Annotated in this window: 24 protein-coding genes; 14 read left to right on the top strand and 10 right to left on the bottom strand. The window is 43.2% G+C overall.

Features of this window, described 5'->3' with window-relative positions; translation table 11 throughout:
- Nucleotides 1-191: 191 nt before the first annotated feature.
- Nucleotides 192-3,005: a carbamoyl-phosphate synthase large subunit gene (carB, locus tag LN995_RS07995; RefSeq protein ID WP_229960138.1), complete on the bottom strand. Its 2,814-nt coding sequence runs from the start codon at nt 3,003-3,005 to the stop codon at nt 192-194.
- A gap of 278 nt (nt 3,006-3,283) precedes the next feature.
- On the opposite strand from carB, the gene LN995_RS07990 reads away from it, so the two are divergent.
- The 4 genes from LN995_RS07990 to LN995_RS07975 all read left to right on the top strand — a co-directional run bounded on the left by LN995_RS07990 (nt 3,284) and on the right by LN995_RS07975 (nt 6,528).
- On the top strand, nt 3,284-3,526 hold the full coding sequence (locus LN995_RS07990; protein ID WP_229960135.1) for a hypothetical protein: 243 nt from the start codon (nt 3,284-3,286) through the stop codon (nt 3,524-3,526).
- A 503-nt stretch (nt 3,527-4,029) separates the two neighbouring features.
- A complete protein-coding gene (locus LN995_RS07985; RefSeq protein ID WP_229960133.1) occupies nt 4,030-4,479 on the top strand; it encodes a hypothetical protein in 450 nt (149 codons plus the stop codon).
- Between the two features lie 105 nt (nt 4,480-4,584).
- Nucleotides 4,585-6,105 (top strand): HTTM domain-containing protein, encoded by a 1,521-nt coding sequence (locus LN995_RS07980; RefSeq protein ID WP_229960131.1) that lies wholly within the window; start codon nt 4,585-4,587, stop codon nt 6,103-6,105.
- A 96-nt stretch (nt 6,106-6,201) separates the two neighbouring features.
- The gene (locus LN995_RS07975) at nt 6,202-6,528 is read left to right on the top strand and encodes a hypothetical protein (RefSeq protein WP_229960129.1); all 327 of its coding nucleotides are present in this window, start codon (nt 6,202-6,204) and stop codon (nt 6,526-6,528) included.
- 88 nt (nt 6,529-6,616) lie between these two features.
- On the opposite strand, the gene LN995_RS07970 is transcribed toward LN995_RS07975, so the two are convergent.
- Together LN995_RS07970 and LN995_RS07965 are read right to left on the bottom strand one after the other, a co-directional pair.
- Nucleotides 6,617-7,057 (bottom strand): hypothetical protein, encoded by a 441-nt coding sequence (locus LN995_RS07970; RefSeq protein ID WP_229960127.1) that lies wholly within the window; start codon nt 7,055-7,057, stop codon nt 6,617-6,619.
- Between the two features lie 91 nt (nt 7,058-7,148).
- Nucleotides 7,149-8,231: a DUF3616 domain-containing protein gene (locus LN995_RS07965; RefSeq protein WP_229960125.1), complete on the bottom strand. Its 1,083-nt coding sequence runs from the start codon at nt 8,229-8,231 to the stop codon at nt 7,149-7,151.
- 346 nt (nt 8,232-8,577) lie between these two features.
- On the opposite strand from LN995_RS07965, the gene LN995_RS07960 reads away from it, so the two are divergent.
- Nucleotides 8,578-8,856 (top strand): hypothetical protein, encoded by a 279-nt coding sequence (locus LN995_RS07960; protein WP_229960123.1) that lies wholly within the window; start codon nt 8,578-8,580, stop codon nt 8,854-8,856.
- 58 nt (nt 8,857-8,914) lie between these two features.
- Here LN995_RS07960 and LN995_RS07955 read toward each other — a convergent pair whose 3' ends face one another.
- The 4 genes from LN995_RS07955 to LN995_RS07940 all read right to left on the bottom strand — a co-directional run bounded on the left by LN995_RS07955 (nt 8,915) and on the right by LN995_RS07940 (nt 13,031).
- Nucleotides 8,915-9,145: a hypothetical protein gene (locus LN995_RS07955; RefSeq protein WP_229960122.1), complete on the bottom strand. Its 231-nt coding sequence runs from the start codon at nt 9,143-9,145 to the stop codon at nt 8,915-8,917.
- 144 nt (nt 9,146-9,289) lie between these two features.
- A complete protein-coding gene (locus LN995_RS07950) occupies nt 9,290-10,297 on the bottom strand; it encodes a M28 family peptidase (RefSeq protein ID WP_229960120.1) in 1,008 nt (335 codons plus the stop codon).
- On the bottom strand, nt 10,287-11,777 hold the full coding sequence (gene cysS, locus LN995_RS07945) for a cysteine--tRNA ligase (RefSeq protein WP_229960118.1): 1,491 nt from the start codon (nt 11,775-11,777) through the stop codon (nt 10,287-10,289). Before cysS ends, LN995_RS07950 begins: the two co-directional genes overlap by 11 nt.
- Nucleotides 11,778-11,897: 120 nt before the next feature.
- Nucleotides 11,898-13,031, bottom strand: coding sequence for an endonuclease/exonuclease/phosphatase family protein (locus LN995_RS07940; protein ID WP_229960116.1), 1,134 nt, complete (start codon nt 13,029-13,031; stop codon nt 11,898-11,900).
- Between the two features lie 327 nt (nt 13,032-13,358).
- Here LN995_RS07940 and LN995_RS07935 point away from each other — a divergent pair, with 327 nt between their 5' ends.
- The 3 genes from LN995_RS07935 (at nt 13,359) to infB (ending at nt 18,195) form a co-directional block, all read left to right on the top strand.
- The gene (locus LN995_RS07935; protein WP_229960114.1) at nt 13,359-13,832 is read left to right on the top strand and encodes a ribosome maturation factor RimP; all 474 of its coding nucleotides are present in this window, start codon (nt 13,359-13,361) and stop codon (nt 13,830-13,832) included.
- Nucleotides 13,833-13,839: 7 nt separating this feature from the next.
- Nucleotides 13,840-15,093 carry a transcription termination factor NusA gene (gene nusA / locus LN995_RS07930; protein ID WP_229960112.1) on the top strand — a complete coding sequence of 418 codons (1,254 nt, stop codon included), beginning with the start codon at nt 13,840-13,842 and terminating at the stop codon, nt 15,091-15,093.
- A gap of 120 nt (nt 15,094-15,213) precedes the next feature.
- Nucleotides 15,214-18,195 (top strand): translation initiation factor IF-2, encoded by a 2,982-nt coding sequence (gene infB, locus LN995_RS07925; protein WP_229960109.1) that lies wholly within the window; start codon nt 15,214-15,216, stop codon nt 18,193-18,195.
- Nucleotides 18,196-18,395: 200 nt separating this feature from the next.
- Here infB and LN995_RS07920 read toward each other — a convergent pair whose 3' ends face one another.
- From LN995_RS07920 to mscL, 3 genes are all read right to left on the bottom strand, one after another.
- Nucleotides 18,396-18,731, bottom strand: a complete 336-nt coding sequence (locus LN995_RS07920) for a hypothetical protein (RefSeq protein WP_229960108.1) — start codon at nt 18,729-18,731, stop codon at nt 18,396-18,398.
- Between the two features lie 95 nt (nt 18,732-18,826).
- Nucleotides 18,827-19,783, bottom strand: a complete 957-nt coding sequence (locus tag LN995_RS07915; protein ID WP_229960106.1) for a DUF3078 domain-containing protein — start codon at nt 19,781-19,783, stop codon at nt 18,827-18,829.
- A 17-nt stretch (nt 19,784-19,800) separates the two neighbouring features.
- A complete protein-coding gene (gene mscL / locus LN995_RS07910) occupies nt 19,801-20,259 on the bottom strand; it encodes a large-conductance mechanosensitive channel protein MscL (protein WP_229960105.1) in 459 nt (152 codons plus the stop codon).
- A gap of 199 nt (nt 20,260-20,458) precedes the next feature.
- On the opposite strand from mscL, the gene LN995_RS07905 reads away from it, so the two are divergent.
- The 6 genes from LN995_RS07905 to LN995_RS07880 all read left to right on the top strand — a co-directional run bounded on the left by LN995_RS07905 (nt 20,459) and on the right by LN995_RS07880 (nt 26,853).
- Entirely contained in the window at nt 20,459-21,241 is a 783-nt protein-coding gene (locus LN995_RS07905) for an enoyl-CoA hydratase/isomerase family protein (RefSeq protein WP_229960104.1), read from the top strand.
- A gap of 34 nt (nt 21,242-21,275) precedes the next feature.
- The gene (locus LN995_RS07900) at nt 21,276-22,772 is read left to right on the top strand and encodes a lipopolysaccharide biosynthesis protein (RefSeq protein ID WP_229960103.1); all 1,497 of its coding nucleotides are present in this window, start codon (nt 21,276-21,278) and stop codon (nt 22,770-22,772) included.
- A 16-nt stretch (nt 22,773-22,788) separates the two neighbouring features.
- Nucleotides 22,789-23,238 (top strand): dUTP diphosphatase, encoded by a 450-nt coding sequence (gene dut, locus LN995_RS07895; protein ID WP_229960102.1) that lies wholly within the window; start codon nt 22,789-22,791, stop codon nt 23,236-23,238.
- A gap of 96 nt (nt 23,239-23,334) precedes the next feature.
- On the top strand, nt 23,335-24,342 hold the full coding sequence (locus tag LN995_RS07890) for a sugar phosphate nucleotidyltransferase (RefSeq protein ID WP_229960101.1): 1,008 nt from the start codon (nt 23,335-23,337) through the stop codon (nt 24,340-24,342).
- A 5-nt stretch (nt 24,343-24,347) separates the two neighbouring features.
- Nucleotides 24,348-26,105 carry a tetratricopeptide repeat protein gene (locus LN995_RS07885; protein WP_229960100.1) on the top strand — a complete coding sequence of 586 codons (1,758 nt, stop codon included), beginning with the start codon at nt 24,348-24,350 and terminating at the stop codon, nt 26,103-26,105.
- Entirely contained in the window at nt 26,098-26,853 is a 756-nt protein-coding gene (locus LN995_RS07880; RefSeq protein WP_229960099.1) for a DUF4292 domain-containing protein, read from the top strand. The genes LN995_RS07885 and LN995_RS07880 overlap by 8 nt, the downstream gene beginning before the upstream one ends.
- Nucleotides 26,854-26,878 lie beyond the last annotated feature (25 nt).

Here is a 26,878-nt window from a genome sequence, read left to right as displayed (position 1 = left end):
ACTCTTTTGCCAAAACTTTGTTGTCTGCCATTTAGTCGGAGGTGTAATATTCAGTGCAAAGGTAAGCCCCCTGTTTATAAAGAGCTTAGATAAAAGTATAGTTCCCGACTAAAGGCTTGCCAATATAAGAAAATGCCCAAATAAAAACCCCCTCCTGCTTGATTGACAGGAGGGGGCAGAAAGTAGCTTCTTTATTTACTCAGGTACAGATTCCGTTCAGAGTACACATTCACGAAGTAGTCATCCTGCAGGTCATCTATAAAATAGATGGATTCACCTGTGGACTTCATCTCCGGCCCAAGTTCCTTATTTACCTCAGGGAATTTATTGTGAGAGAACACTGGTACTTTGATAGCGTAACCTTCCTTATGAGGGTTAAAGGTGAAATCTTTAACCTTCTTCTCTCCCAGCATAATTTTGGTTGCGTAGTTGATGTACGGCTCACGGTATGCTTTCGCAATAAAAGGTATTGTTCTGGAAGCACGTGGGTTTGCCTCTATTATATACACCACATCATCTTTCACGGCAAACTGAATGTTAATGATACCAACTGTATGTAGCGCTACTGCAATCTTTTTGGTGTATTCTTCAATCTGGCGGATGGCATTTTCGCTCAGGTCAAAAGGAGGTAGTACCGCATAAGAATCACCGGAGTGGATACCAGCAGGCTCAATGTGCTCCATAATACCACAAATGTGCACATCCTCTCCATCACAAATAGCATCGGCCTCCGCTTCAATGGCATTGCTCAGAAAATGGTCAAGCAGCACTTTATTACCAGGGTGATCTTTCAGCAGGTCTATAACGTGCGCTTCCAGTTCTTTCTCGTTGATGACAATTTTCATATTCTGGCCACCCAACACGTAGCTAGGACGCACCAACAACGGGAACTTCAACTTTTTGCAAAGCTCCAGCGCTTCTTCAGCAGACTCAATTACACCGAATGGAGGATACGGAATATCCAGGTCACGAAGCAACGAAGAGAATGAGCCTCTATCTTCCGCAAGGTCTAGTGCCTGGTAGCTTGTACCTATTATCTTAATACCATAGCGTTCCAGTTTCTCGGCCAGCTTCAGGGCTGTCTGCCCACCTAACTGCACAATTACACCTTCCGGCTTTTCATGCAGGATGATGTCGTAGATATGTTCCCAGAAAACAGGCTCAAAGTAAAGCTTGTCAGAAATATCAAAGTCTGTACTTACTGTTTCAGGGTTACAGTTGATCATGATGGTTTCGTAGCCGCACTCTTTTGCCGCCAGTACACCATGCACACAACTATAGTCAAACTCTATGCCCTGCCCGATACGGTTCGGACCAGAACCAAGCACGACTACTTTTTTCTTATCAGTGACAATGCTTTCATTTTCCCCATCAAAGGTGCTGTAGAAGTAAGGTGTTTTAGCCTCAAATTCGGCAGCGCAGGTATCAACCATTTTATACACACGTGTAATACCTAATTCAGTACGCACACTATGTACTTCACTCTCCAGGCAACCTAACAAGTGCGCAATCTGGCGGTCGGCATAACCCTTTACTTTAGCATCTCGCAACAAATTAGTCGGTATAGTAGTCAGGTTATACTTCTTCATTTCGCGCTCCAGGTGGTCCAGTTCCTCTATCTGGGCGATGAACCATGGATCAATTTTGGTCAGCTTTTGAATAGTGCTGGTCGGGATGCCTGCACGCATAGCATCTTTTATACAGAAAAGGCGGTTCCAGCTTGGGTTCTTCAGGTTTTCGATCAACTGGTCATAGTTGGTCATTTCTTTACCATCTGCCCCAAGTCCATTTCGCTTGATTTCTAAGCTTTGGCAGGCTTTCTGAAGTGCTTCCTGAAAAGTACGTCCGATACCCATTACTTCACCAACTGACTTCATAGATAAGCCAAGCGTACGGTTAGCGCCAGGAAATTTATCAAAGTTCCAGCGAGGAATTTTCACAATAACATAGTCCAGCGCAGGTTCAAAGAAAGCTGATGTTGTTTTCGTAATAGCGTTTTTAAGCTCGTCTAAGTTGTAACCGATCGCCAGCTTAGCAGCAATTTTAGCAATAGGATAGCCTGTAGCTTTAGACGCCAAGGCAGAAGAACGGGACACACGCGGGTTAATCTCAATAGCGATAATGGTGTCATCCTCCGGGTTAACAGAGAACTGCACATTACAGCCACCTGCAAACTGCCCGATGCCGTTCATCATTTTGATAGCCAGGTCGCGCATCTGCTGATAAACTGTATCTGGTAGTGTCATAGCTGGCGCTACTGTAATAGAATCGCCAGTGTGTACCCCCATCGGGTCGAAATTCTCAATTGAGCAGATGATAATGACATTCCCGATATTATCCCGAAGCAGCTCCAGTTCGTATTCTTTCCAACCAAGTATGCTTTGCTCAACCAGCACCTCATGTACTGGCGATGCATGCAGACCTTGCGTAAGCGCCGCATCAAATTCTTCGGGTGTGTTTACAAAGCCACCACCTAACCCTCCTAGAGTATAAGAAGGGCGTATAACCAGCGGGAATCCTATTTCCTGTGCAATCTCCTTCCCTTCCAGAAAAGAAGTAGCCGTTTCGCCTTTACAAACATTCACGCCAAGCTCAATCATCTTCAGGCGGAACTCCTCCCGGTCTTCTGTCGTCTCAATGGCTTTGATATCTACACCTATAATGCGGACACCATACTTCTTCCAGATACCGGCTTTATCGCAGTCTATGGCCAAGTTCAAGGCTGTCTGCCCACCCATGGTTGGCAGCACTGCATCTATTTTATGTTTTTCAAGAATTTCAATAATATACTTCTTCTCCAAAGGCCTGAGGTACACATTATCCGCTGTGACAGGATCTGTCATAATCGTAGCCGGATTTGAGTTGATCAGTGTTACCTCGATACCCTCTTCGCGCAGGGAACGGGCGGCTTGGGAGCCGGAATAATCAAATTCACAGGCCTGGCCGATAACAATAGGACCAGAGCCAATTATGAGAACGGATTTAATACTGGTGTCTTTAGGCATTGGGTTTGGTATGTATAAATTGCCCGAAGTTAGGGTAATTTATTGGGCTACACAAAGTTAAAATGTTTTTTGACTACCATTTTATCAGTAAAAAACTGATAATCAAAAACATCCAAAACATTTATATTTAAGATTTTAATTTCAACCACAACCACTTTCTCACATCTTGTTAAAGTAAGCCATGGCATAGCATTTACAGATATATTGTCTGCTGCAACAACATTTTTCCTGACAAAATTCGTAATAAACTCATAGATTAATATAATAACTATACAGCTATGAAAACATCTCAAGAAGATAATATAATTACAAACTCAGATGAGAGCAAACGCTTACCTGATGAAAACCCTGAACCTCTCACACATACTAAAATGGGAAAGCATGGTAATGACATATATAATGAAGACATAAAAGAAGTTGAGCCAGAGGGGAAAGAAGATGGTGGTAATATTGCCGCTAAAAAGGAAGAGGATACCCGCAAGTTGGATGGAAGTAACGCAAATAATTTACGGACCAAATAGCCTGCTTTACAAACGTTAATGTATTCATATACAAGGCACACAAGCAGCTAACTATAATTGCTTGTGTGCCTTACTTGTTCTTAAAAAAGAGTTTTAAAAACAAGGGCCGCAGGCATAATCATTTATGCAAATGCTTTTTACCATATGCTCGAATGAACCTTACATGCTTGTTAAGAAGAACGTTTGAAACAACAGCAACTTTTCGTATTCTGTTTGGACTCCAACATTATTCTTGCCTAAGCTTGATTATTAATGAGCAGTAACCGTGAACAATTTTCATTTATTGTTTAATTTATTTTAGCTACAAAAGCTATTTTCCAGTAGATAATTCGGTGTATTCACAGGCTAAAACTTGCCGTTCACATTAATTATAAGCTCTATTGTATCTAAAGCCTTTATAATCAACGACGATTATAAAAGAATAACTCATCCAAATCTATAGCAGCCCGTAAAAGGGAAACTGAATTAACAACTTAAAAATTAGACATCAACTTTTAAAAGCTATGAAAAAGACTTTTGTAAACTTATGTGCATCTGCATTCATCTTTGCCTCTGTTCTAGCATCTTGCACAGATACCCCATCTGACACAACCACTGGTTCTGATGCAACAACAGATGAATATGGTACAACCACGACTGGTACTACTACTACAGGCACAACGACTGGTACTACTACTACAGGCACAACGACTGGTACTACCACGACTGGCACAACAACTACTGGTACCACAACAGGAACAACTACTTACGGTACTACCACAGGAACAACTACTGGTACCACAACAGGAACAACTACTTACGGTACTACCACAGGGACAACTACCGGTACCACAACAGGGACAACTACCGGTACCACAACAGGAACAACTACTTACGGTACTACCACAGGAACAACTACTGGTACCACAACAGGAACAACTACCGGTACTACAACAGGAACAACTACTATGTAGTTTTTACATTACCTGTATACTCTATATAAAAAGTAAGAAGGCAGGCCTCCAAAAGGCTTTGCCTTTTTGCTTTGATTTGCCCTTACCTCTATTGACTTCTTGCAGATGAAATATCTGGAACTATATTTTAGAAAGGTATTTACTGTAGACCTGCGAGCCCTGGCAATAATGCGTATCTGGGTGGCAGGAATTATCCTGATTGATCTTGCCATCAGAGCTACAGACATGGAGGCACATTACTCTAATATGGGAGTTCTGCCACTGCATGTTCTACATAAAAATTTATGGCTCCCGCAGTATTTCTCGCTACACACTCTTAGTGGCTTATGGCAGTTCCAAGCCATACTGTTTCTGATAGCAGCCATTTTTGCCATATTTATGATGCTAGGCTATAAAACCAGGTTTGCGACAATAGTCAGCTGGGTTCTTATGCTTTCGCTTCATAACCGGAACCCTCTTATTACTCAGGGTGGCGATGATTTACTGCGCATGTTACTGTTTTGGGGCATGTTTTTACCCTGGGGCAAATTTTACTCTTACGACGCTACCAAAGCAACAAACACACCTATACCCGAAAAGAAAACGAGCTATTTTAGTGCCGCCACAGTAGCCTATGTTCTACAGATTTTCCTGGTGTATTTTAGTACAGCACTTCTTAAAGACTCACCTGAGTGGCGAACTGAAGGCACAGCACTTTATTATGCACTTAGCCTGGACCAAATACTGATGCCAGGCGGCAGGTTAATTTACCCGTACCCAGAGTTGCTGCGCTTCTTAACGTTAACCACATTTTATACTGAACTACTACTTCCTTTTCTATTATTAATTCCTTTCTTTAACACATTCTTCAGGCTAGTAGTAGTAGGCGTACTTCTCCTTTTTCATATTGGCATAAGTCTGACACTGTTTGTAGGTTTATTTTACCTCATAAATATTGCCTCTGTAGCTGGTCTGTTGCCTGGCAAAGCAATGGACTGGGTTGATAAGCGTCTGCTTTCTTCTTTCCGAAGACCATACTCAGGACAGTTCAAGCATATTTTTAGAAAGTTTAAAAGCCCATTATCACTTAATGTACAAATGCAGGTGCATCGTCCCATTTTGTCGCGCGATTTACTAAAAAGCCTACGCAATGGATTTGTTTCAGCTATACTTATTTACTGCATCTGGTGGAATTTAAGCGGTGCAGATTTTTACCTACCTCAAATACCAGACAGCGGCAAAGGGCTTGGATATATGCTGCGTGTAAACCAGCATTGGGGGATGTTTTCTCCTATAGTTTTTAGAGACGATGGCTGGTATGTATTAGAAGGGCACACTACCAAAGGCAACAACATAGACCTGAACCAGGAGGGCAAAGAGGCTGATTATGCAAAACCAGTCTCTGTTGTATCCTTGTTTAAGAATGATCGATGGCGTAAATACTCTGAAAACTACCTGTTTATAAACAACGCTTATATGCGCCCGTACTATTGTAACTATTTAATGCGGCGCTGGAATGAGGGCCACCCCAAGAATCCTATTACACAGTTAGAGGTTATTTACATGAAAGAGCCATCACAACCTGATTACCAAGAAATAACGCCCTCTCGTGAAGTACTCTGTAGTTGTGCCAATTTACCTGAATAATCACTATATGATTTAAGTTCTGCTATCCATTTTTGTGCAATTCCGTAAAACAATTATAACAAACTTAATTCCAACAGTACACTCGAAACTCATATCATGAAAAGAACATTCGCATTTATATTTTCCGGAGCCCTGATAATAACAACAGCATTAACTAGCTGTACATCAGATACTACTACAGGAGTAGATACTGAAAACACTACTACGACCGGTACAACAACTGATGGAACAACAGGTAACATGAACCAAGGTGGAGCTACTACAGGTAACACTATGGACACAACAAGTACAACCGCTGGCAGCGGCATGACTACCGGAACAACAGGCACAACCACTGGAACCACAACTGGCAGTACCACCGGAATGACGACAACAGGAACAACAGGAGGTGGAACAACAGGAGGTACTACCGGTATTCAATAAAATAAAAAGTCTTAATGCAGCAATCCCCGCTATAGCATGTGTAGAATGCTATAGCGGGGATTGCTGCATTAAGACTTTTTTATTATTGTTATTTCTTGTTTGACCAAAGGCAGCCTACTGTTCCAGCTGTTAAACCGCCTAAAAGATATAAGCCTACTGTCATAGCTTTTGTTTTAGGAGTTCGCTTACTCGGAGCATTACCTAAGCCAAGTGGACCTGGTAAATAAACAGCCCCTAAACCAGCATTAACTCCCAGAAATGCGCCCCTCAAAATAGCTTTTTTTCCTGTACCCGTAAAACTGTAGTATAGCGAGTTCGAAATAACATCACCCACCAAGGCCCATGTATGCAGTTTATCATCATTAGAAGGTGGGGCTACATCAGCTTTCTCCATTCCCTTCGAGATAGCTCTCATACCCAGCACATCCATGCGTGGTGCATCAGGCACAAACCTTCTTATGGTTTCATGAGTCAGAGTTAATACGCAGGCGCCAGCCAAACCTCCTGCCAGTGTTTTTATTACTTTCATAGTTATTGTATATGTAATTCAATTTCCTGAGTTTGTATACGCAAAGGATAACGCTCTTGGTATAGGATACCATTACCTGGCTATAGCTGCCTTATCTGATAACGTTATACAAATCTGCCGTCACACTGTTCTCTCCAACTTTTCGGGCATCTATCGGGCTATCAAACACCACCAGTACATGTGTTTCATCGAAAATAGCAAGTCCTTCCGCCTTATCTTTTCCAGAGTCCTTTCCATAACCATGCGGAACTTCGCACAGGCGTTCCAATTCATCATTATGTACCAACTGCTCTTCTGTAATAGTCAAAACATTACGCCAACGGTAGACAACAATTATACCATCTAAGTCCATGGTGGGGCCCGCTAACAAATAAATATCATTGCCCAAAAAGCGCATCTCTCTTATACCCTTACCACGCAGTTGCAGAAAGTGCTTCCTGTACAGTTGGCCATTTGCGAATGGCTTCAGTTGTAGAATGCCCCTTTCTTTTTCTTCAACTTCCACCTCTAACACGATGGCCCAGCCCCTGAGCACGGGTCCACGCAAACCAATAAAAATACGCCTTTCGCTTACAGCCAATCCCTCAATATCAAATCCATTGTCTTTGCCAGGTATCTTCATAAAGCTTTTCAAGTGTTTATCCTGTTGCAGCATCTGAACTATCTGATTAGTATTCTCTCCTACTTCTAATTGCGCTGCCTGTAAAGTATACTCAGGATTATCAGGGTCCGGATGTTCTTTATAGAGCATGTGTTCCCCTGTCTTTTCCTCTAGTAAAATCGGGATACGCGCCAGCAGGTACCTGTTAGCGTCTGTTTTCACCTTGGCTAGCCGTTTGATTTGCTCTGTTATAGAGTCTTGCCTGCGAGGCTTCTTACGTTTTAAGCTATGCGACCCAATTATCCAGAGATAATTTTCAGCTATACCGATACCTTCTATATCTACTTCACTTTCATTGGGTAGCTCTATAAAATCAGTTAATTTAAAAGACTGGTGTGCGGCACACTCACCGCTGCCGTTAAGTGTAAGACGTTCAATCGTTATACGTTCATCACAGCAAACCCAAAGGTTATCACCTGTACGCAACACAGTAGATAAACCATCTCGTACATGCTTCCCTTCCGGGTTTAGACTCAGGGCAGGATCAAAATGAAGCAGCAATTTTTTTTCCATCAGATATTTTATCAAGGGAAGTGAGTTGTTTTTTAGCTACGGCAGTTGTTTACGGTCATGCTTCACAAAAGTAGATAAACCTGCTTTGTAAACTTAAACAGTGCCTGTGGTAGATAGGGATCAATAAGAATAGCAAAGTTACATTAGCTTCCTGTAACTTAAAAAGCAGCTGATTTTTTAACTATGACAATAGCGAATAGTATATTATTCCAAATTATAAGGAAAAGACAACTATCTCCCATCAATCGCGATAATATACTATAGAGCAGGCTCATGAATTAAGTATAAATACAGTTAAAGTAAGAGCATGCTTTACAACATTTTTTAATTTAATTTATTTAGAAACATGGCAACTACAAATAAAACAATGCAAAGCAGTACAGATTTACAAGGCACTACTGGTAAAGGAGCCTTAGGTAATATTGGGGATAAGCTTCAGCAATTCGGAGGTACTGCATCTCAAAAGTTCAATGGCTTAAGCACTACTCAAAAAGTAGTAGGCGGTTCTATTCTGGCACTTGGCGCCGGATGGGTAGCGATGAACTCAATGGATAAAAACACAAGTAGAAAGCTAAAAAGTAAAGGTGAAGAACTGCTTAAAAAGAAAAAGCAACAATCAGCCTAAGTTATAGCCCACTGTTTCGTCCTGAATAATTTGACAGTTTAGGAGGAGGAAATAACTTTTAACTTGAAGCCTCCGAAGCTACTGTTTTGGAGGCTTTCTTTTCCACATTCTTCAGCACAATTACCTGTTTCCGGTGCAATTCTATCGTGTATAACAGCTTCAGAAGGACAACTCGCCAGTCTCGTCCACCGAAGGCTGGCAGATGAGCAGAAAGAGACAAAGCGGCTACAAAAGGAGCTGAAGGAGGCGCAGTTGGAGAAGATGTGTCAGGTGCTATAGGTGAGGGCAAGTGGCTTTTATTACTGGCTTAAGCACCATCTTGGGTAAAGCACTGAACTATATGCCCCTCTGCCAGGTGGAGCCAAATCATATCAATAATGTACGGTGCCTGAAAAAGCCTTCTGCAAAATATTGCAGTTCCATCCAAAGAATGCTACTCATTATATACAACGTGCAGCACTGTTTGGCCTACCGCCTTAAGAGAATTGCGGCTGATAATATCCATGTTGTCACTGTGACGGTGGTGGTATGGTCCAAAGTAATCATTTCCCTCACTGTACCCGATAATGTCTATCATAGGAATGTTAGCCATTTCGTTAATATAATAATGATCGTCGGTTATACCTGGTGATTTTGTATACTTAAAATAGTCAGAATAACCGATGTTATTACCAGCCCGCCATACTTTATCTACTACGTTTTTAGCATATTGCATTGAAGTGCCCTCTCGTGCAAACCTTACGTTTTCAGCCCCTATCATATCCAGTAGAATACCATACTGCGCTCTGTAGTTTGGTACATGCTTGTTTTTAGCCCAGTACTGCGACCCCAGGCACCATGTATCATTTTGAGAGGGAAACTTGCTGTTGTCAGGCTGCCCATAGTCTTCTCCATCAAAAAAGAAAAGATCTACCCCTACCCCAGGCTTTTGCGCTGCTTCGTGCATGGTTCTGGCAATCTCCAGTAGCACCCCTACTCCACTGGCTCCATCGTTAGCTCCGTCTATTGGCTGGTCAGGGTTATTCTCATCTTTATCTGCCCAAGGTCGGGTATCCCAATGAGCCGCCAGCATCACACGTGAAGCTGTACCAGGATTGTAAGAAGCTATAATATTGCGCAGATTCAACATTTTACCGTCGAAAGCACGCACCTGGAAGTCCTGAACGGTTACCTCTGCGCCATACTCCCGTAGCTTGCTGATAATCCAATCGCCTGTGGCAGCATGCGCCTGCGAATTAGGTACCCGTGGCCCAAACGCCACCTGCTTTTCTACATATTTATAAGCAGAGTCGGCATTAAAAGTGGGTGCTGTTACTGTAGCAGCTTCTTCCTTTTGCGCTACTACAGCCTGTTGGTTTCCGCTCTGGTCTGCAGAATCGCAGCTATAGAAAGTAAAAGCACCACAAAGCAGCAGAGCCAGCATTTTAATTTTATTCTTCATAAGCCCAGTCTATTCCTGATTTAAGGTCTTTGATAACTATGCCTTGCTTCTTTAGCTCAGCACGAATAATATCAACCTTATCATAAGCTTTCGCTTCTTTAGCTTCTTTGTAAAAGTTTAGCACCAGTTCCAGTATCTCCTCCGCATCGCCCATAGGCTCTTCCTGTAGGCCAAGAACGTCTAATACTAATTTCTGGTATGTCTCCCGTATTGTATCAAATGTTCCCCTGGCCAATGACGCCATTGGCACCTGCCCCAAGTATAGGCTATTTATCTTCTTCAGAAGATTGAATAAAGAGGCAATGGTTTTAGCCGTATTCAAGTCATCGTTCAGACCACGAAAGCAGTCTTCGCTTAGTTTAAGCAGGTCTACATTCAGTTTCTCGTCTGGCTCTGCGGCTTCTTCAGTATACTTTAACTTCTCCAGCACTCTTAAGCCGTTCATTAATTTTGTATAGCCTTTGCGGGCCGCCTGCAGAGCTTCGTTACTAAAATCCAGCGTACTGCGGTAATGTGCCTGCAATATGAAGAACCGAATCGTCATAGGAGAGTACTTCATCTCCAGCAGGTCATGGTTACCACTAAAAAGCTCACTTAGGTTAATAAAATTACCCAGCGACTTGCCCATTTTCTGCCCATTGAGTGTAATCATGTTGTTATGAATCCAGTAACGGGCACCGTCGCTATGGTCGTGGCTGGCCTGGTTCTGCGCAATCTCACACTCATGGTGCGGGAACATCAGGTCTAGGCCCCCTCCGTGTATATCAAAATTAGTGCCTAAATACTTGCGGCTCATGGCCGAGCACTCCAAATGCCAGCCCGGAAAGCCATCACTCCACGGCGATGGCCAGCGCATAATATGCGTAGGCGAGGCTTTTTTCCATAACGCAAAATCCAATGGGGAGCGTTTCTCATCCTGCCCCTCCAGAGTTCTGGTATTGTTGAGCAGGTCCTCAATAATCCGGCCTGAAAGCTTTCCATAATTGTGGGCTTTGTCATAAGCCTGCACATCGAAATACACTGAACCATTTACCTCATACGCAAGGTCATTAGCTAATATCTCCTTTATCAGTTCAATCTGCTCAATGATATGCCCGGAAGCACGTGGCTCTATATCTGGCGACAGCACGTTAAGCTTTGCCATTTCCTGCTGATAGATGTTTCTGTAATACTGCGCTACTTCCATCGGCTCCAGGTGGTTTAGCTTTGCCTTCTTCTGGATCTTATCTTCGCCTTCATCAGCATCGTTCTCCAGGTGGCCTACATCTGTTATGTTGCGCACGTATCGCACTTTATAACCCAGGTGCTTCAGGTAACGGTACAGCACATCGAAGGTAACGGCACTACGGGCATGCCCTAAGTGAGGCTCTCCATAAACTGTCGGGCCGCACACATACATTCCTACAAACGGAGCATGTAGTGGCTCAAATAGCTCTTTCTTGCGCGTAAGCGTGTTATATAGATTAAGTTTATGTTGCATGGTTTCTATAACCACAGTCTCTAAGAGAGTTTCTGTTTTACTTTATCGTTAAATATGTATTGCCGTTACTTTGGCAGCAATTTTGCCCCAAAACTATAAATATTGCCTGCTATCTCCTAACTACTCTAGCTCAGGTTTAGGTTCTATCACATATTTTCCTGAAATCGGAAAATGATCTGAAAGCCCCATCTCGTAGTGCGTTTCAAATGCATAGGCCTGTAGCCGGTCACTATAAAATTGGTTATCAATACGCAAAAAAGGCAAAGGGCCATTATAAGTAGCCCCTATACCACTGCCTGCCTGCACAAAAGCATTGTTTAATTCCTTTGCCAACTCATTATAGGTATAACTGAAAGGAATATCGTTAAAGTCTCCACAAACTATAACAGGATAGGGAGATTGCTGTATATGCTCCAGTAGCAACTCTACCTGATGCCCCCGGGCGACAAACCCGCTCCGTAGACGTCTTGCCACGTTCCGCCCTTCCTTTTCCATCTCTGCCTGGTTGCCGATAGAGGAGTAAGTGTTTTCAATATCCTCTGGCTTTATACTCATAGATTGCAGATGAGATGCATACACCCTTATAGTATCTCCGCCCACATCCAAATCAGCCCAGGCCACACGATTATGGCTGGTCTCGTGAAAACGGATGTCGCCATGCGCTACTATTGGATATTTAGAGAAAATAGCAATGCCGCCTTCCCCATTTCGGGGCCCTGCCTGAGAAACAGAAAACACTTTGTACTTATCGTAGCGGGTGCCTATCCTGTTCACTGTGTTATATGTGTCGGACTTACGGTTGGTGTAAAACTCCTGCAGGCAATAAACATCGGCCGGGTGAGTTGCAATCCAATCTATCATTTCTTCTGAAGAGCCGTTTCTTCCCTCTTCTCCTTTGCCACCATACACATTAAAAAGGTGTGTATTGTAGCTCAGCACCTGCAGTGTTTTAGCGCCCTCCGGTATTTCTTTATCAGAAATATGAACAGGCACTAAACGTGCATAATAGTTCCAGCCTAATATTACGACCAGCAGCGGCAGTATAAAGAACCAGGAACGGCGTAATATCCAGTAGAGCAGAAACAAGAAGTTTAGTGTTAGTGCTCCTGGCAGAGAGAAGGCAACAAAAGCGGCAGGCCAGGCCTCATATGGCGGCACCTGCATACAATATACACCTAGCAGCACCCAAAGCACTACGCAGATGTTTAAGATGAGCCATAACCGTCTTCTTATTTTCTTAAATGTACCCGCCATGATAGCAAACATACAAAATATGCCTCTATCTACACCTCGCTTACCGGCAGAATATACACAAATTAACTGCACTCAGACTGCTCCGTAAACTATAATGAACATAAGAGAACTATATTTTACAGCTCTTTGTTATATTTTAACGTTCGGGTTTCTGCTCCGCTGGCTTTGCCGGCACCACTCATCTAAAACAGAGTTTACAGCAACTTAATACAGACAGCAAAACATGGTTTGTTGTTTATATAATGTTTTTGTAGTAAATTTGTAACATTATTTCCGAAGAGATGAGGGGGACACGAAGTCCCCTTCTTTATTTCTTAACCAATAACAATGGCACTTACAGCGCAAGCTATACGACAAATGGCAGAGGCCAGCCTTCCGGAACAAGACCTGTTTATAGTAGATGTGGCAGTATCAGACTCTCCGGTTCGCCCTAAGATAACAGTACTGGCAGATGGAGAGCAAGGCATTACGATAGACCAGTGTGCAACCATTAGCCGACGCATTAACAAAAGAATTGAAGAGACTTATGGCGAGGAAGTAAGTTATGTACTGGAGGTAAGCTCACCTGGTGTGGATTTCCCGCTGGTGCAGCCAAAGCAGTTCCAACGCAACGTCGGCCGCAGTTTAAAAATAAAACTACAGGATGGCTCCGAGAAAACAGGAAAGCTGGAAGATGTTACCGAAACTGGTCTTGCGCTGATGGAGGAAGTAAAACAAAAAGGCAAAAAGGCAACTTATGTGCCTGTGCAAATACCTTTCGGGGAAATTGTGAAAGCAAATGTTGTAATATCTTTTAAATGATAAAATAATGAACAGTTCAGTCCTGATCGAGTCGTTCGCTGAATTTGCGAAATTCAAGAACATAGACCGCCCGACTATGATGCGTATTCTGGAAGATGTATTCCGTACCATGATCCGCAAGAAGTGGAGTACCGACGAGAACTTTGATATTATTCTGAACGTGGAAAAAGGTGACCTGGAGATTTGGCGTAACCGTGAAATTGTGGACGACAACTCTGAGGACATCTGGGATCATGACAAGATAAGCCTTTCAGATGCCCGCAAAATTGAGCCTGACTTTGAGGTGGGGGAAGAGGTATCGGAAGAGATACAGTTGGAAGACTTTGGTCGCCGTGCTGTGCTTACTGCCCGCCAGACGCTGATCCAGCGCATCAAAGACATGGAAAAAGAACTACTGTTCCAGAAGTACAAAGACCTGGTTGGGGAAATCATATCCGGTGAGGTATACCAGGTATGGAACCGTGAAGTGTTATTGCTGGACCAGGAGGAAAACGAACTGTTAATACCTAAAGGGGAGCAAATACCAAAAGACCGCTACCGCAAAGGAGATGTAGTGCGTGCCGTAGTACAACGTGTTGAGATCGTAAACGGCAACCCGAAAATTATTCTTTCGCGCACAGCCCCAGCTTTTCTGGAGCGTCTGTTCGAAAACGAAGTACCTGAAATATTTGATGGCCTTATTGCTATTAAGAAAATAGTTCGTGAGCCAGGTGAACGTGCTAAGGTAGCCGTTGAATCTTTCGACGACCGCATTGATCCGGTAGGAGCCTGCGTGGGTATGAAAGGCTCACGTATACACAGCATAGTACGTGAACTGGAGAACGAAAACATTGACGTTATAAATTATACCGATAACCTGGAGCTATACATCCAGCGTGCGCTTAGCCCGGCTAAGATCAGCAGCATGAAGATTGATGAGGAAGCAGGTCGCGTTTCAGTATTTCTGAAGCCAGACCAGGTTTCGTTAGCAATTGGTAAAGGCGGACAGAACATAAAACTGGCCAGCCGCTTAGTAGGTATGGAAATTGATGTATTCCGTGAGTCTGAAACATACGAGGAAGACATTAATCTGGAAGAATTCTCAGACGAAATTGAAGCCTGGGTTATTGAAGAACTGAAAAGAGTAGGTCTTGATACAGCAAAGAGTGTACTGGCCATAAGCAAAGAAGATTTGCTGCGCCGTACAGAGCTGGAGGAAGAGACAATTGAAGATGTTCTCGATATCCTGCGCGAAGAGTTTGACTCAGAGGACAATCAATAGTTGCGAGTTGTGCCTCGTTCGCTTAAATTTGAAAAGGAAAACGAGGCACAACTTAAATTAGTATAAAATAAGCAACTATATTTTTAACTTTAGAACAAAAGAAAGACAGCATATTAGAACATGGCAGAAGAAAAAACAAGGAGGCTTAAACAGGTTGCGACTACTTTAAACATTGGGACATCTACAATTGTAGACTACCTCTCTGCTAAAGGTTTTGACGTGGATAATAAACCAACCACCAAAATCACGGCAGAGCAGTTCAATATGCTGGCTAAAGAATTCGCATCTTCCATTCAGGATAAGCAAGAGGCTGAAGAGCTGTACATTGGCAAGAAACCGCAAAGCAACCAGGTTATCGAGTCAGAGAAACAGCCAGAAGCTAAAAAGCCGAGTGAACCTGAACAGGAGATCCTTATAAAGAATGCCCAGCAGTCAAAACCAGCTGAGTCTACCCCAACAACAAAACCAGAAGCCCCTGTCAGGCAAGAGGAAGCACCAGCTCCGGAAACAAAACTTCCAGGAATAAGAGTGTTAGGTAAAATAGAGTTAGACGCCAAAGGCCGCCCGGTTCCGAAGCAGCAGCCTGCACCACAGCCGGCTCCGAAAGCAGAAGAACCTAAACCTGTAGTGCCAGCTCCACAAGCAGCGCCTGAGCCAAAACCAGCTCCGGCAGCAGAACAACCAGCAGCTCCAGCGGCACAGGCTCCTCAAGAGCCCGCTACGCCTAAAGCTCCTGAACAAGCAGCTCAAGAAGATACGCCTGCAGATAAAGAACAAGGAAAACAAAAAATAGAAACATTCACAGGAAAAGCCGATCAACTGAAAGGCCTTACGGTTCTTGGTAAGATAGAATTACCGAGTGAAAGCTCCCGTAGAAAAGGCTCTAAACCAGTTGCATCTTCTGACGAAAGGAAGAACGGCAAAAAGAAAAAGCGCAAGCGCATTATGGTGGCCACTGAAGGGGCCGCCGGAAATCAGCAGCAAGGCGGACAACAAGCACAAAAGCCACAGGGCCAGCAACAAGGTGGTGGACAGCCAAGAACTCAGGGAGGAAGCGGAAATAACCGTCCAATCCAGCAGCAGCGCCAAGGCGGACCTGGTCAGCGTCCCGGAGGCCCTGGACAGCGCCCAGCCGGAGGCAGAGGAGGCCGTCGCGATAACACCGCACCAGCCAGAGTTGAGAAAGCTGAGGTTACGGATAAACAAATCCAGGAACAAATTAAAGCTACGCTGGCAAAACTTAGCGGTGGAAAAGGTGGCGGTGGTAACCGTGCCAAGTATCGCCGTGAGAAACGTTCAGCCGTTGCCGATGCTAACGAAGAGCGCCGTATGGCAGAACAGGCAGAGTCTAAGACACTGCGTGTAACAGAGTTTGTCTCGGCGAATGACTTAGCATCTCTGATGGACATAACGGTTAACGACGTTATCAAGGTGTGTATGCAGCTTGGCATGTTCGTATCCATTAACCAACGCCTGGATGCTGAAGCCATTACCATTATTGCTGATGAGTTCGGTTACAACATCGACTTTATCACTTCTGAGGATGAGCAGGCGCTGGAAAACATAGAAGAAGAAGACGAGCAGAATCTGGAAGAGCGTGCTCCGATTGTAACGATCATGGGCCACGTTGACCACGGTAAAACTTCCTTGCTTGACTACATACGAAATGCAAACGTAACAGCCGGGGAGGCTGGTGGTATTACGCAGCACATTGGAGCCTACAAGGTTCAAACCGAAAGCGGTCGTACCATTACCTTCCTCGATACACCTGGTCACGAGGCCTTTACAGCCATGCGTGCCCGTGGTGCCAAAGTAACTGACGTTGTAATTATAGTGGTAGCCGCTGACGATGCCGTAATGCCACAGACAAAAGAGGCTATTAACCACGCACAGGCAGCAGGTGTACCAATTATCATTGCCCTGAACAAAGTTGATAAACCAACAGCCAACCCGGACAAAATCCGAGAGGAACTTGCCCAGATGAATGTTCTGGTGGAAGAATGGGGAGGTAAATACCAATCGCAGGAAGTGTCTGCTAAGTCAGGTTTAGGTGTGCCGGACCTACTGGAAAAGGTACTTTTAGAAGCCGAATTACTTGAACTGAAAGCTAATCCAGACCGTGCAGCAGTAGGAACAGTTATTGAAGCCTCTCTGGACAAAGGACGTGGTTATGTAGCAACAATGTTGGTACAGACTGGTACTTTGAAAATCGGAGATGTTGTATTGGCTGGCTCACACTACGGTAGAGTAAAAGCCATGACCGACCACCGAGGCAAGAAGATGAAAGAGGCTGGTCCATCCACACCAGTGCAGTTACTTGGCTTGGACGGTGCGCCACAGGCTGGTGACAAGTTCCTTGTAATGGAGTCTGAGCGCGAAGCACGTGAAATTGCCTCTAACCGCTCACAAGTACAGCGAGAGCAAAGCCTGCGTACCCGTAAACACATTACTCTTGATGAAATTGGTCGTCGTTTGGCAATCGGTACATTTAAGGAACTGAACGTAATTGTGAAAGGTGACGTGGATGGTTCAGTAGAAGCCCTTTCTGACTCCCTGTTGAAATTGTCTACACCTGAAGTTCAGGTAAGCATTATCAACAAAGGTGTTGGTGCCATATCTGAGTCCGATGTATTGCTGGCTTCTGCTTCCGATGCCATTATTATTGGTTTCCAGGTTCGTCCTTCTGCTAACGCCCGCAGGCTGGCAGAACAAGAGCAAATTGATGTTCGTCTGTACTCTATCATCTACGATGCCATAAACGAGGTGAAAGATGCGATGGAAGGTATGCTTGCTCCAACACTGAAAGAAGAAATTACCGGTAACGTAGAAGTACGGGAAGTATTCAGGATCAGCAAAGTCGGAACAATTGCAGGTTGTATGGTGACAGACGGCACGATACAGCGTAATGCAAAAGTACGCTTAGTTCGTGATGGCATAGTAGTACATGATGGTGAAATACTAGCGTTGAAACGCTTTAAAGACGATGTAGCCGAAGTAAGACAAGGTTACGAGTGCGGTGTCAGCCTGAGAAACTACAACGACATAGAAATTGGAGACGTTATTGAAGCTTATGTAGAGAAAGAGGTAAAACGTACTCTGTAACAATTAAGCTTTAGTGATACATATTATAATAAAAGGAAGGCTCCTGCTACAAATTACGTAGCAGGAGCCTTCCTTTTATAGAGGTACTTAAAAATATTTAACACTTCAAACCGTACATACCTCAAACATAAAAAAGTAACAGCCCCACTGGTATATACCAGTGGGGCTGTTACTTTTTTATTCTATTCTGTTAACAATTCTTAATTTTTCAGACGCTTTCTTAATTTCTTCCGATCGCGTTTCGCTTTCTTAAGCATTTTCTTTTCTTCCTTAAGAATAGCTTTCATACGTTTACTGTTTGTTATATACTTCTTAGAAAACCGCTTATTACGCCCACTCTCATAGGTGTTCAGACGGATATCTAACCCTTCAGCACGTTTTCCGACAGCATCAGTAGAAGCTCCTTTTTCGCCAGCTTTTTCAGTACCCCAGAATTCATCTTTTGTTTGTGTACTGCTTTGTGTAGTCTGAGCCTTAGCTTCGGAAAAAGCTGCTAGCGAACCGAAACACAAAGCGATTATAAGTAGCTTCTTCATAAATATGTATCACTAAAATAGCTGTTTAATATAACGCGAACAAACTTAAATGTTTGTCAAATACAACAACACATCCTTAAGTTATAAAAGTTCGACTACTCAAGTTTATATGCAAGCCCTAGCCCAAAGGTTTCCTTTAACTGTAAACGCGGTGCTTTCCTGTCATTATTGCCATCCTCATTACTATCATAAGCAATAAGCACATCATCATCATAAATCATGTGAAAAAAGAGGCTGGCAGATATAAACTTATTCACTTTAAAAATAAAGTTATTTTCCCAGTTTACATCAATGTTTTCAGGCCGTCGCACATAATTAGAAAACAGGTCCAGTTTTGATTGAACCGAAATATTTTTGAACACTTCATCTCTATACCTGATGTTCACATAACCACCGACTTCTTTCCTTACATGTTCACCTGTACCAGGAATAATATTACCCTCTGTATCTGTCTCAGCTTTCTGCACTCCGAAAGAACCTCGGTCGGCAAGCATTTGACTTTGTACTATGGTGTATTTACCAGTCAGAGGCGACATAAGTACAGACAGCTTCTTATTTGGCTTATAATCCATACCTAGTGAAACAAGCATAGTAGCAGGTGAAAGAAAATTAGATAAAAGTGTATCCCGCGTAATGGTGTAGGTTGGTGTCAGCTGGCTTTTAAAGTTGAACTGTGCTGAATAATTCCAGTCGCTGGAAGCCCGGCGACCGTACTTAACGTTCAGTTCGAACTTATCATCACTTTTACGCCAGCGCTTCTCCTCTAGCTTTACAGTTCCATAAATAATATCAACACTTATATCCAAGGAGTTATTCCTTTTTTTGTAGTTACCATATGCACTTACGTTACTTAGCACAGAAAAAGAATTTTGTCCACCAGCGGCCCAGTTACTTAAGCTAACCTGGTTAAAGTTTAAGGAGCCGGTACCTCCCAAATCCCAGGCCTTAGTTGTATCTACCGCTGGCTCAAGTTCTTGGGCCAGACTTAAGAATGAAGAGAAACAGCAAAGAAGAAACGTTACAAAAAAAGAACTGTTAACTAACTTACACATGAACTATAACATTAATATTACACAGAAGGACCAGTAGATGTTGGCTTCTCTGGACTCTGGCTAAGAAGAATATCGCGTATTTCGCCTAACAGCACTTCCTGCTTGTTAACAGGAAGCGCTGGTTTAGCAGCCTCTTTCACAGCTTCTTCATGCTTCAAGCGGTTAATAGTGCGCACCATCAGGAAGATAGCAAAGGCAATCAGAAAAAAGTTGATAACCTTTTGCAAAAAGGTGCCATAATTAATTGTTACAGCCTCCGTTACAACCTCTCCGTTCTCTACCACAGCTTCTTTTAAAATAAGCTGTAAATTGATAAAATCTATTCCGCTAATAAGCAGACCGAGCGGAGGCATTAATATATCGTTTACAAGCGATGTTGTGATTCCCCCAAAGGCCGTGCCAATTACGACACCTACAGCCAGATCAATTACATTACCCTTTACAGCAAATTTCTTAAATTCCGATAAAAAACTCATTCTTAATAAAAGTATTGATAATCAATAACTCCAAAATATTTAAGAAGTAAAATTAGTGGTTTATGCCTTTATAGCAATCTTTTCCGCTCCTAAACCGTGTACTATGCGAGGGCCGCTTACAGAAGTACTTATTTAAAAATTTAACTAAATCACTATATTTGTGGCTAAATACATGAATCTCACTAGAGCTGACTAACCTATGGCAACATATAATAATCTTTTACTTAACCTCCAGAATGGCATCCTGATCATTACGATAAACCGGGCAGAAAAATTAAATGCTTTAAATATCGACACAATAAAGGAAATAAAAAATGCCATTCAGGAAGTTTATGAAGATGAGGGCATAAAAGGAGCCATACTTACGGGTGCTGGTATGAAAGCTTTTGTAGCCGGAGCAGACATTTCGGAGATAGCTGAGCTTAGCGAGGTAAATGCACGTAGCTTTGCCGAGCGGGGCCAGGAAATCTTCAGCATGATTGAGCGCTGTAATAAACCAGTAATTGCTGCAGTAAATGGTTTTGCACTTGGAGGCGGCTGCGAACTGGCCATGGCATGCCACATACGCATAGCCAGCGATAATGCTAAGTTTGGCCAGCCAGAGGTAAACCTTGGCATTATACCTGGCTACGGTGGCACCCAACGCCTGACACAGCTTATTGGCAAAGGCAAAGCCATGGAACTAATGATGACAGGCGATATGGTGTCTGCTACAGACGCATTGGCTCTTGGTTTAGCTAATCATGTAGTGCTACAAGAGGAGTTGATGGCAAAATGCATGGAAGTAATGGATAAAATCTTGGGCAAAGCCCCCCTGGCTATTGGTTTAGTAATTGAGTGCGTAAATGCTGTTTTCAATAAAGATGAAAATGGGTATCAGACGGAAGCTAACTCTTTCGCCCGCTGCTGCAATTCAGAAGACTTTATAGAAGGTACTAACGCATTTCTGGAGAAGCGCAAGCCTGAGTTCAAAGGCATTTAAATTACCTTCTGTTTCCCGACCCTAGCCTAAAAGTATGAGTATAGCCAAGAAATTGGTCGGGCAGACTGCTGCCTATGGTCTGAGCAGCATCATTGGCAGAGCCCTCAACTACCTGCTCGTTCCCATTTATACTGATGTATTTCTTCCGGAGGAATACGGAGTTGTCTCTTACCTGTACGCTTTTGTTGGCTTTTTCAACATTCTTTACACCTATGGCATGGAGACAGCTTTTTTCAGGTTTGCCAATAAGCCCGAAGCAGATAAAGCACTGCTGTACAACCAGGTGCTGAGCCTGATTATGTGTACCAGTGTTCTTTTTTCAGGTATCATTATACTTGCCTCAGGAGCCATTGCAGGTTACATCGGTTACCCTGAGCAGCAGGAATACATTGTATGGCTAGCTATCGTGCTGGCTATAGATGCCATTGTAGCTATTCCGTTTGCTTGGCTGCGCCTGCAGAACAAGCCTATAAAGTTTGCCTCTATCAAACTTACAAATATTGTTCTCACGGTAGCTGCTAATGTGTTCTTCCTGGTGCTGTGCAGAAATATTTATGAAGGGAACTTATTGCCTGAGCTGCGCCCTTTTATTTCAAAAATATATGATCCTGATTTTGGCGTTGGTTATATCTTCCTGATAAACCTAATAGCTAATGCACTTCAAATTCCAATGCTGTGGAGAGAGTTCAGCAGCTTCAGCTTTAAGCTAAACAAAGAGCTGTTGCGCCCGATGCTTACGTACGCCTACCCCCTGCTCTTTATGGGTCTGGCAGGTATGGTGAACGAGCTGATAGACCGCGTTCTGTTGGAGCAGTGGTTACCGGAAAGTTTTTATCCTGGCATGAGTAACATGGCAGCAGTGGGTATATACAGCGCCTGTTATAAGCTTTCTATCTTTATGACCTTAACGATACAGGCTTTTCGTTATGCTGCAGAACCTTTCTTTTTTTCACAAGCAAGCGACAAGAATTCTCCTAAAGCCTTTGCCCTTGTTATGAAGTGGTTTGTTATTGCCTGTGCTTTTATCTTCCTCTTTATATCCGCTAACCTGGAAGACTTTGCTTTACTGTTGCGCAGCTCGCAGTACCGTGAGGGAATTATGGTAGTACCAATATTGCTGCTGGCAAACCTGTTTTTAGGAGTGTACTATAACCTTTCTGTCTGGTTTAAGCTAACTGATAAAACCCGTTTCGGCACCTACATCAGCTTTGGTGGCGCAGCTATTACAATCATTGGTAATCTTTTGCTTATTCCTGTACTAGGTTACATGGGAGCAGCTATCGCTACATTTATTTGCTATTTCAGCATGGCTTTAGTAAGTTACTTTATTGGTAACCGCCATTATCCTATTCCTTACCCGGTAAAGACTATAGCAGGCTATATTCTGTTGGCAATGGCACTGGCTTATGTAGCCCTGTATTTTCCTGTTTCAGGTTTTTGGATACGCCATATATTTCACCTGGCACTCTGTGCAGCTTTTGCAGTAGTAGTTTTGCTGCGTGAGCGCCCCCGCTTTCTGACTAAAATTTAATTTTTATCTTTAAAAGATGAACAATAACAATTTACAGGTTAATGTTATTAACCGATCTAAACACGCGCTTCCATCTTACCAAACTATTCATTCGGCTGGCATGGACTTGCGGGCTAATTTAGATTCCCCTGTTACTCTAAAGCCATTGCAACGTGCCTTAGTGTCTACAGGGCTGTTTATAGAGCTGCCTGAAGGATATGAGGCACAGATCAGGCCACGCAGTGGCTTAGCCTATAAGCATGGCATTTCTATTGTAAACAGCCCAGGTACGATAGATGCAGATTACCGCGGTGAGATAAAAGTATTGCTCGTAAACCTGTCTGACACAGACTTTGTAGTAGAAGACGGTGAGCGAATTGCACAAATGGTAATCGCAAAGCATGAACGGGTTATATGGATTGAGGCAGAAGCACTTACAGATACAGAAAGGGGAGCCGGCGGCTACGGGAGCACCGGCACAAAGTAATATATATGAATACATATATAACCCAAACCTACTAATAACAGTAGAAGAGCATATATCACCCTAAATAAATCATAAATTTAAACAAAATATTTACCTATGAGAATCATAATACCAATGGCTGGGATGGGTAAGCGTATGCGCCCACACACTCTGACTGTTCCTAAACCATTAATTCCTATTGCAGGAAAACCAATTGTACAGCGCTTGGTAGAAGACATTGCTAAAGTATGCGACGAGCCTATTGAGGAAGTTGCCTTTATTATTGGTGATTTTGGCAATAAGGTAGAGCAGGATCTTAAAAACATTGCCCAGTCTGTTGGTGCAAAAGGAAGTATTTATCATCAGGAAGAAGCCCTTGGTACTGCGCATGCCATTCTTTGTGCAAAAGATTCTATGGCGGGTAAGGTAATTGTTGCTTTTGCCGACACGCTGTTTAAAGCCGACTTTAAACTTGACACCAATGCCGATGGTACCATTTGGGTACAACGTGTAGAGGACCCTCGCCCTTATGGTGTCGTAAAGCTGAACGATAATAACGAGATTACCGATTTTGTAGAAAAACCAGAAGAGTTCGTATCTGATTTAGCCATTATTGGTATCTACTACTTCCGGGATGGAGAATACCTGCGCAGCGAACTGCAGTACTTGCTAGACAATGACATTAAGGATAAAGGTGAGTACCAGATTACCAATGCCTTAGAGAATATGAAGAATAAAGGCACCAAGTTTACACCTGGTGTAATAACAGAATGGCTCGATTGCGGAAATAAAAACGCAACTGTGTATACTAATCAGCGCTATTTGGAGTATATAAAGGATGAGGAAGGTTTAGTGGCCCCAACAGCTGCTTTGGAGAATGCAGTTATCATCCCTCCTGTATACATTGGCGAAAATGTGAAGATCCAGAACTCAGTGGTCGGACCACACGTTTCTATAGGAGACAATACCAGCGTATACAATTCAGTGGTGAGCAATTCCATTATTCAGAAAGACTCAAGCCTTAAAAACGGAAACATAGCAAACTCAATGCTTGGTAATTTTGTTTACTATGAAGGCCGCCAGTCTGACCTTAGCCTCGGCGACTTTAATACGCTAACGGAATAGATTACATGACTAAGTTCAGAAATATGGCCTTGGCTGTTTGCATCCTAGCTTTACTGGCAGGAGAAAGCAACGCCCAATCAAATAAAAAACAATCAAAAGCCACACGCGAGGCTGCTACTGCCCCTAAACAAGTAAAGCAAGCATCGGAACAGGACCAGCGCATAAGCGAGGCTTTATTTCTGGATGGAGTGAAATATTTTATGCTGGAGGACTACACACAAGCCCTCCAGCTTTTTCAAAAAGCTTATACTCTTACCCCTGGTAACGCCGCTCTTAATTATAAAATAGGAGAAACTTATCTCCTGATGAAGAACGCAAAGGCAGCCTTGCCCTTTGCTCAGGCTGCTATTGCCAACGACACCAAAAACGCCTATTATTATCTTCTGCTGGCACAGCTGTATGCAGATCAGAAACAGTTTGATGAAGCAGCCCAGGTCTACAACAGCTTAATAAGCAACGTACCTGGCTCGGAAGAATATCTCTTTAACCTTGCAGACCTGTACCTGTCGCAGTCCCGTTACGACGATGCCTTAAAGACCTATTACCGTATTGAGAAACAGTTCGGCTCATTGGAGCAGCTTTCGGTTAATCGTCAGCAGATATACCTCCGCCAGAACAACATCGAAAAAGCCGTAAAGGAAGGTGAAAAGCTTATAGAAGCCAACCCCGGGGAAGTACGCTATTACCTGGCACAGGCCGAACTTTATAATGCCTCTAAAGAAACGGACGCTGCTGTTGGGGTATTGGAAAAGGCCATGCACATTGAGCCAAACAACCCTTTTGCTCATCTTATGCTTTCTGACTTATACCGCCAGAAAGGCAATGCCACTGAGTCTGAAAAGCAGGTAAAAGTAGCTTTTTCCAGTCCTGACCTGGATATAGACACCAAAGTGCGAATATTGGTGGACTTTATCCGGCAGTTACCAAACCCAGAAATTGAAGGTGTAGCCTTAGAGTTGGTTGATCTTACTATACAAAACCATCCTGAAGAAGCTAAAGCCTATGCCGTAGCTGCCGACCTCCAGACAATTGTAGGTAAGAAAGAAGAGGCTCGCAACAACTACCTGACAGCCGTTAAACTGGATGACTCTCATTTTAAGATATGGCAACAGATTGTGCTGTTAGACGCTGAGCTGATGCAGGCAGACTCGCTGGTAGAACACTCTGATAAAGCTTTGGAGTTGTTTCCTAACCAGGCAGTTTTCTGGTTCTATAACGGAACAGGCCATTTAATTGAGAAAAATTTTGAGAAAGCGGCAAAGGCCCTGGAGTATGGCAAACGTTTGTCTTCTAACGAATCAGACTTGGTTATACAGTTTAATATGCAATTAGGAGATGCTTATAATTCGCTTAAGAACTATAAAAAGTCTGACGAGGCATACGAAGCAGTGCTGAACATAGATGTTGATAACGAACATGTTTTAAATAACTATAGCTACTTTTTATCGCTACGTAACGAGAACTTGGAGAAAGCCAAAACAATGGCGAACCAGTTAGTACTGCTCCATCCTAACAACCCAACTTATTTAGACACTTATGCCTGGGTACTGTACAAAATGGGCGATTACAGCGAGGCCCGAAAGTACCTGGAGCAGGCCGTTGCCATTTCTGACGATGCCACTGTTGTAGAGCATTATGGCGATGTACTGTTTAAATTAGGCAAAAAAGAAGAAGCTGTTAGCCAGTGGCAAAAGGCAAAGCTAAAAGGAGAAACGTCTGCCTTTATCGATAAAAAGATAAAAGAGAAAAAACTTTATGAGTAAACATATATTGCTCTGCCTGCTCAGCTTGTTTCTTCTGGCAAGCTGTAAGAAAGAGTCTGTACCTACAACTGCCTCTGCCACCACAGAAACCATAGGAAGCGTAGCTGTTAAGAACCTGGATTTTACTTACCTGAGTGCAAAAAGCCGTTTTTCCCTGTCTGGCAACGGAGAAAACTTATCATCAGGTGTGTCGCTACGCATGAAGAAAGACAGTGTGATCTGGATGTCTGTAGTACCTGGCCTTGGTATTGAAGCTGCCCGTATGAAACTGACACAGGACTCTATATATGTCATGAATCGTCTCCGCAAAGAATACACCGCAACAGACTATAATTACCTCAGAAGCAGGCTTAACGTAAATATCAACTTTAATGTACTGCAGGCTGTACTACTAGGTAACTACCAGCCTACTGGAGCCGAAAAGGTAATGGATGAGGCACAACTACAACACATACAACAGTTGCGCCAGAACCTCCTCTTCGACTATTTTGTCAGGCGCGATCAGCAAAAAGTTCAACAGCTTAATATACAGGACCAGCAATCGGGAAATAACATCACCGTTAAGTACAACAATTTTCAGGCAGTTGGGCCTATACCCTTTGCCCATGATCTAGTGGCCCAGGTAATTATGCAGGGCGGGCGGGTATCAGACCTTACGCTTAATCATAGCAAAGTAACTGTCACGGACGAGGTATTAACCTTTCCTTTCAACGTACCCTCTGATTATAAACACTTAGCTACTAATTAAATCTCTGCAGCCACTGGTTCTTCAC

Source organism: Pontibacter silvestris, assembly GCF_020907275.1.
GTDB classification, from domain to species: domain Bacteria; phylum Bacteroidota; class Bacteroidia; order Cytophagales; family Hymenobacteraceae; genus Pontibacter; species Pontibacter silvestris.
Note: the sequence above shows the minus strand (reverse complement) of the source record. Positions and strands in the feature narration are given on the sequence as shown.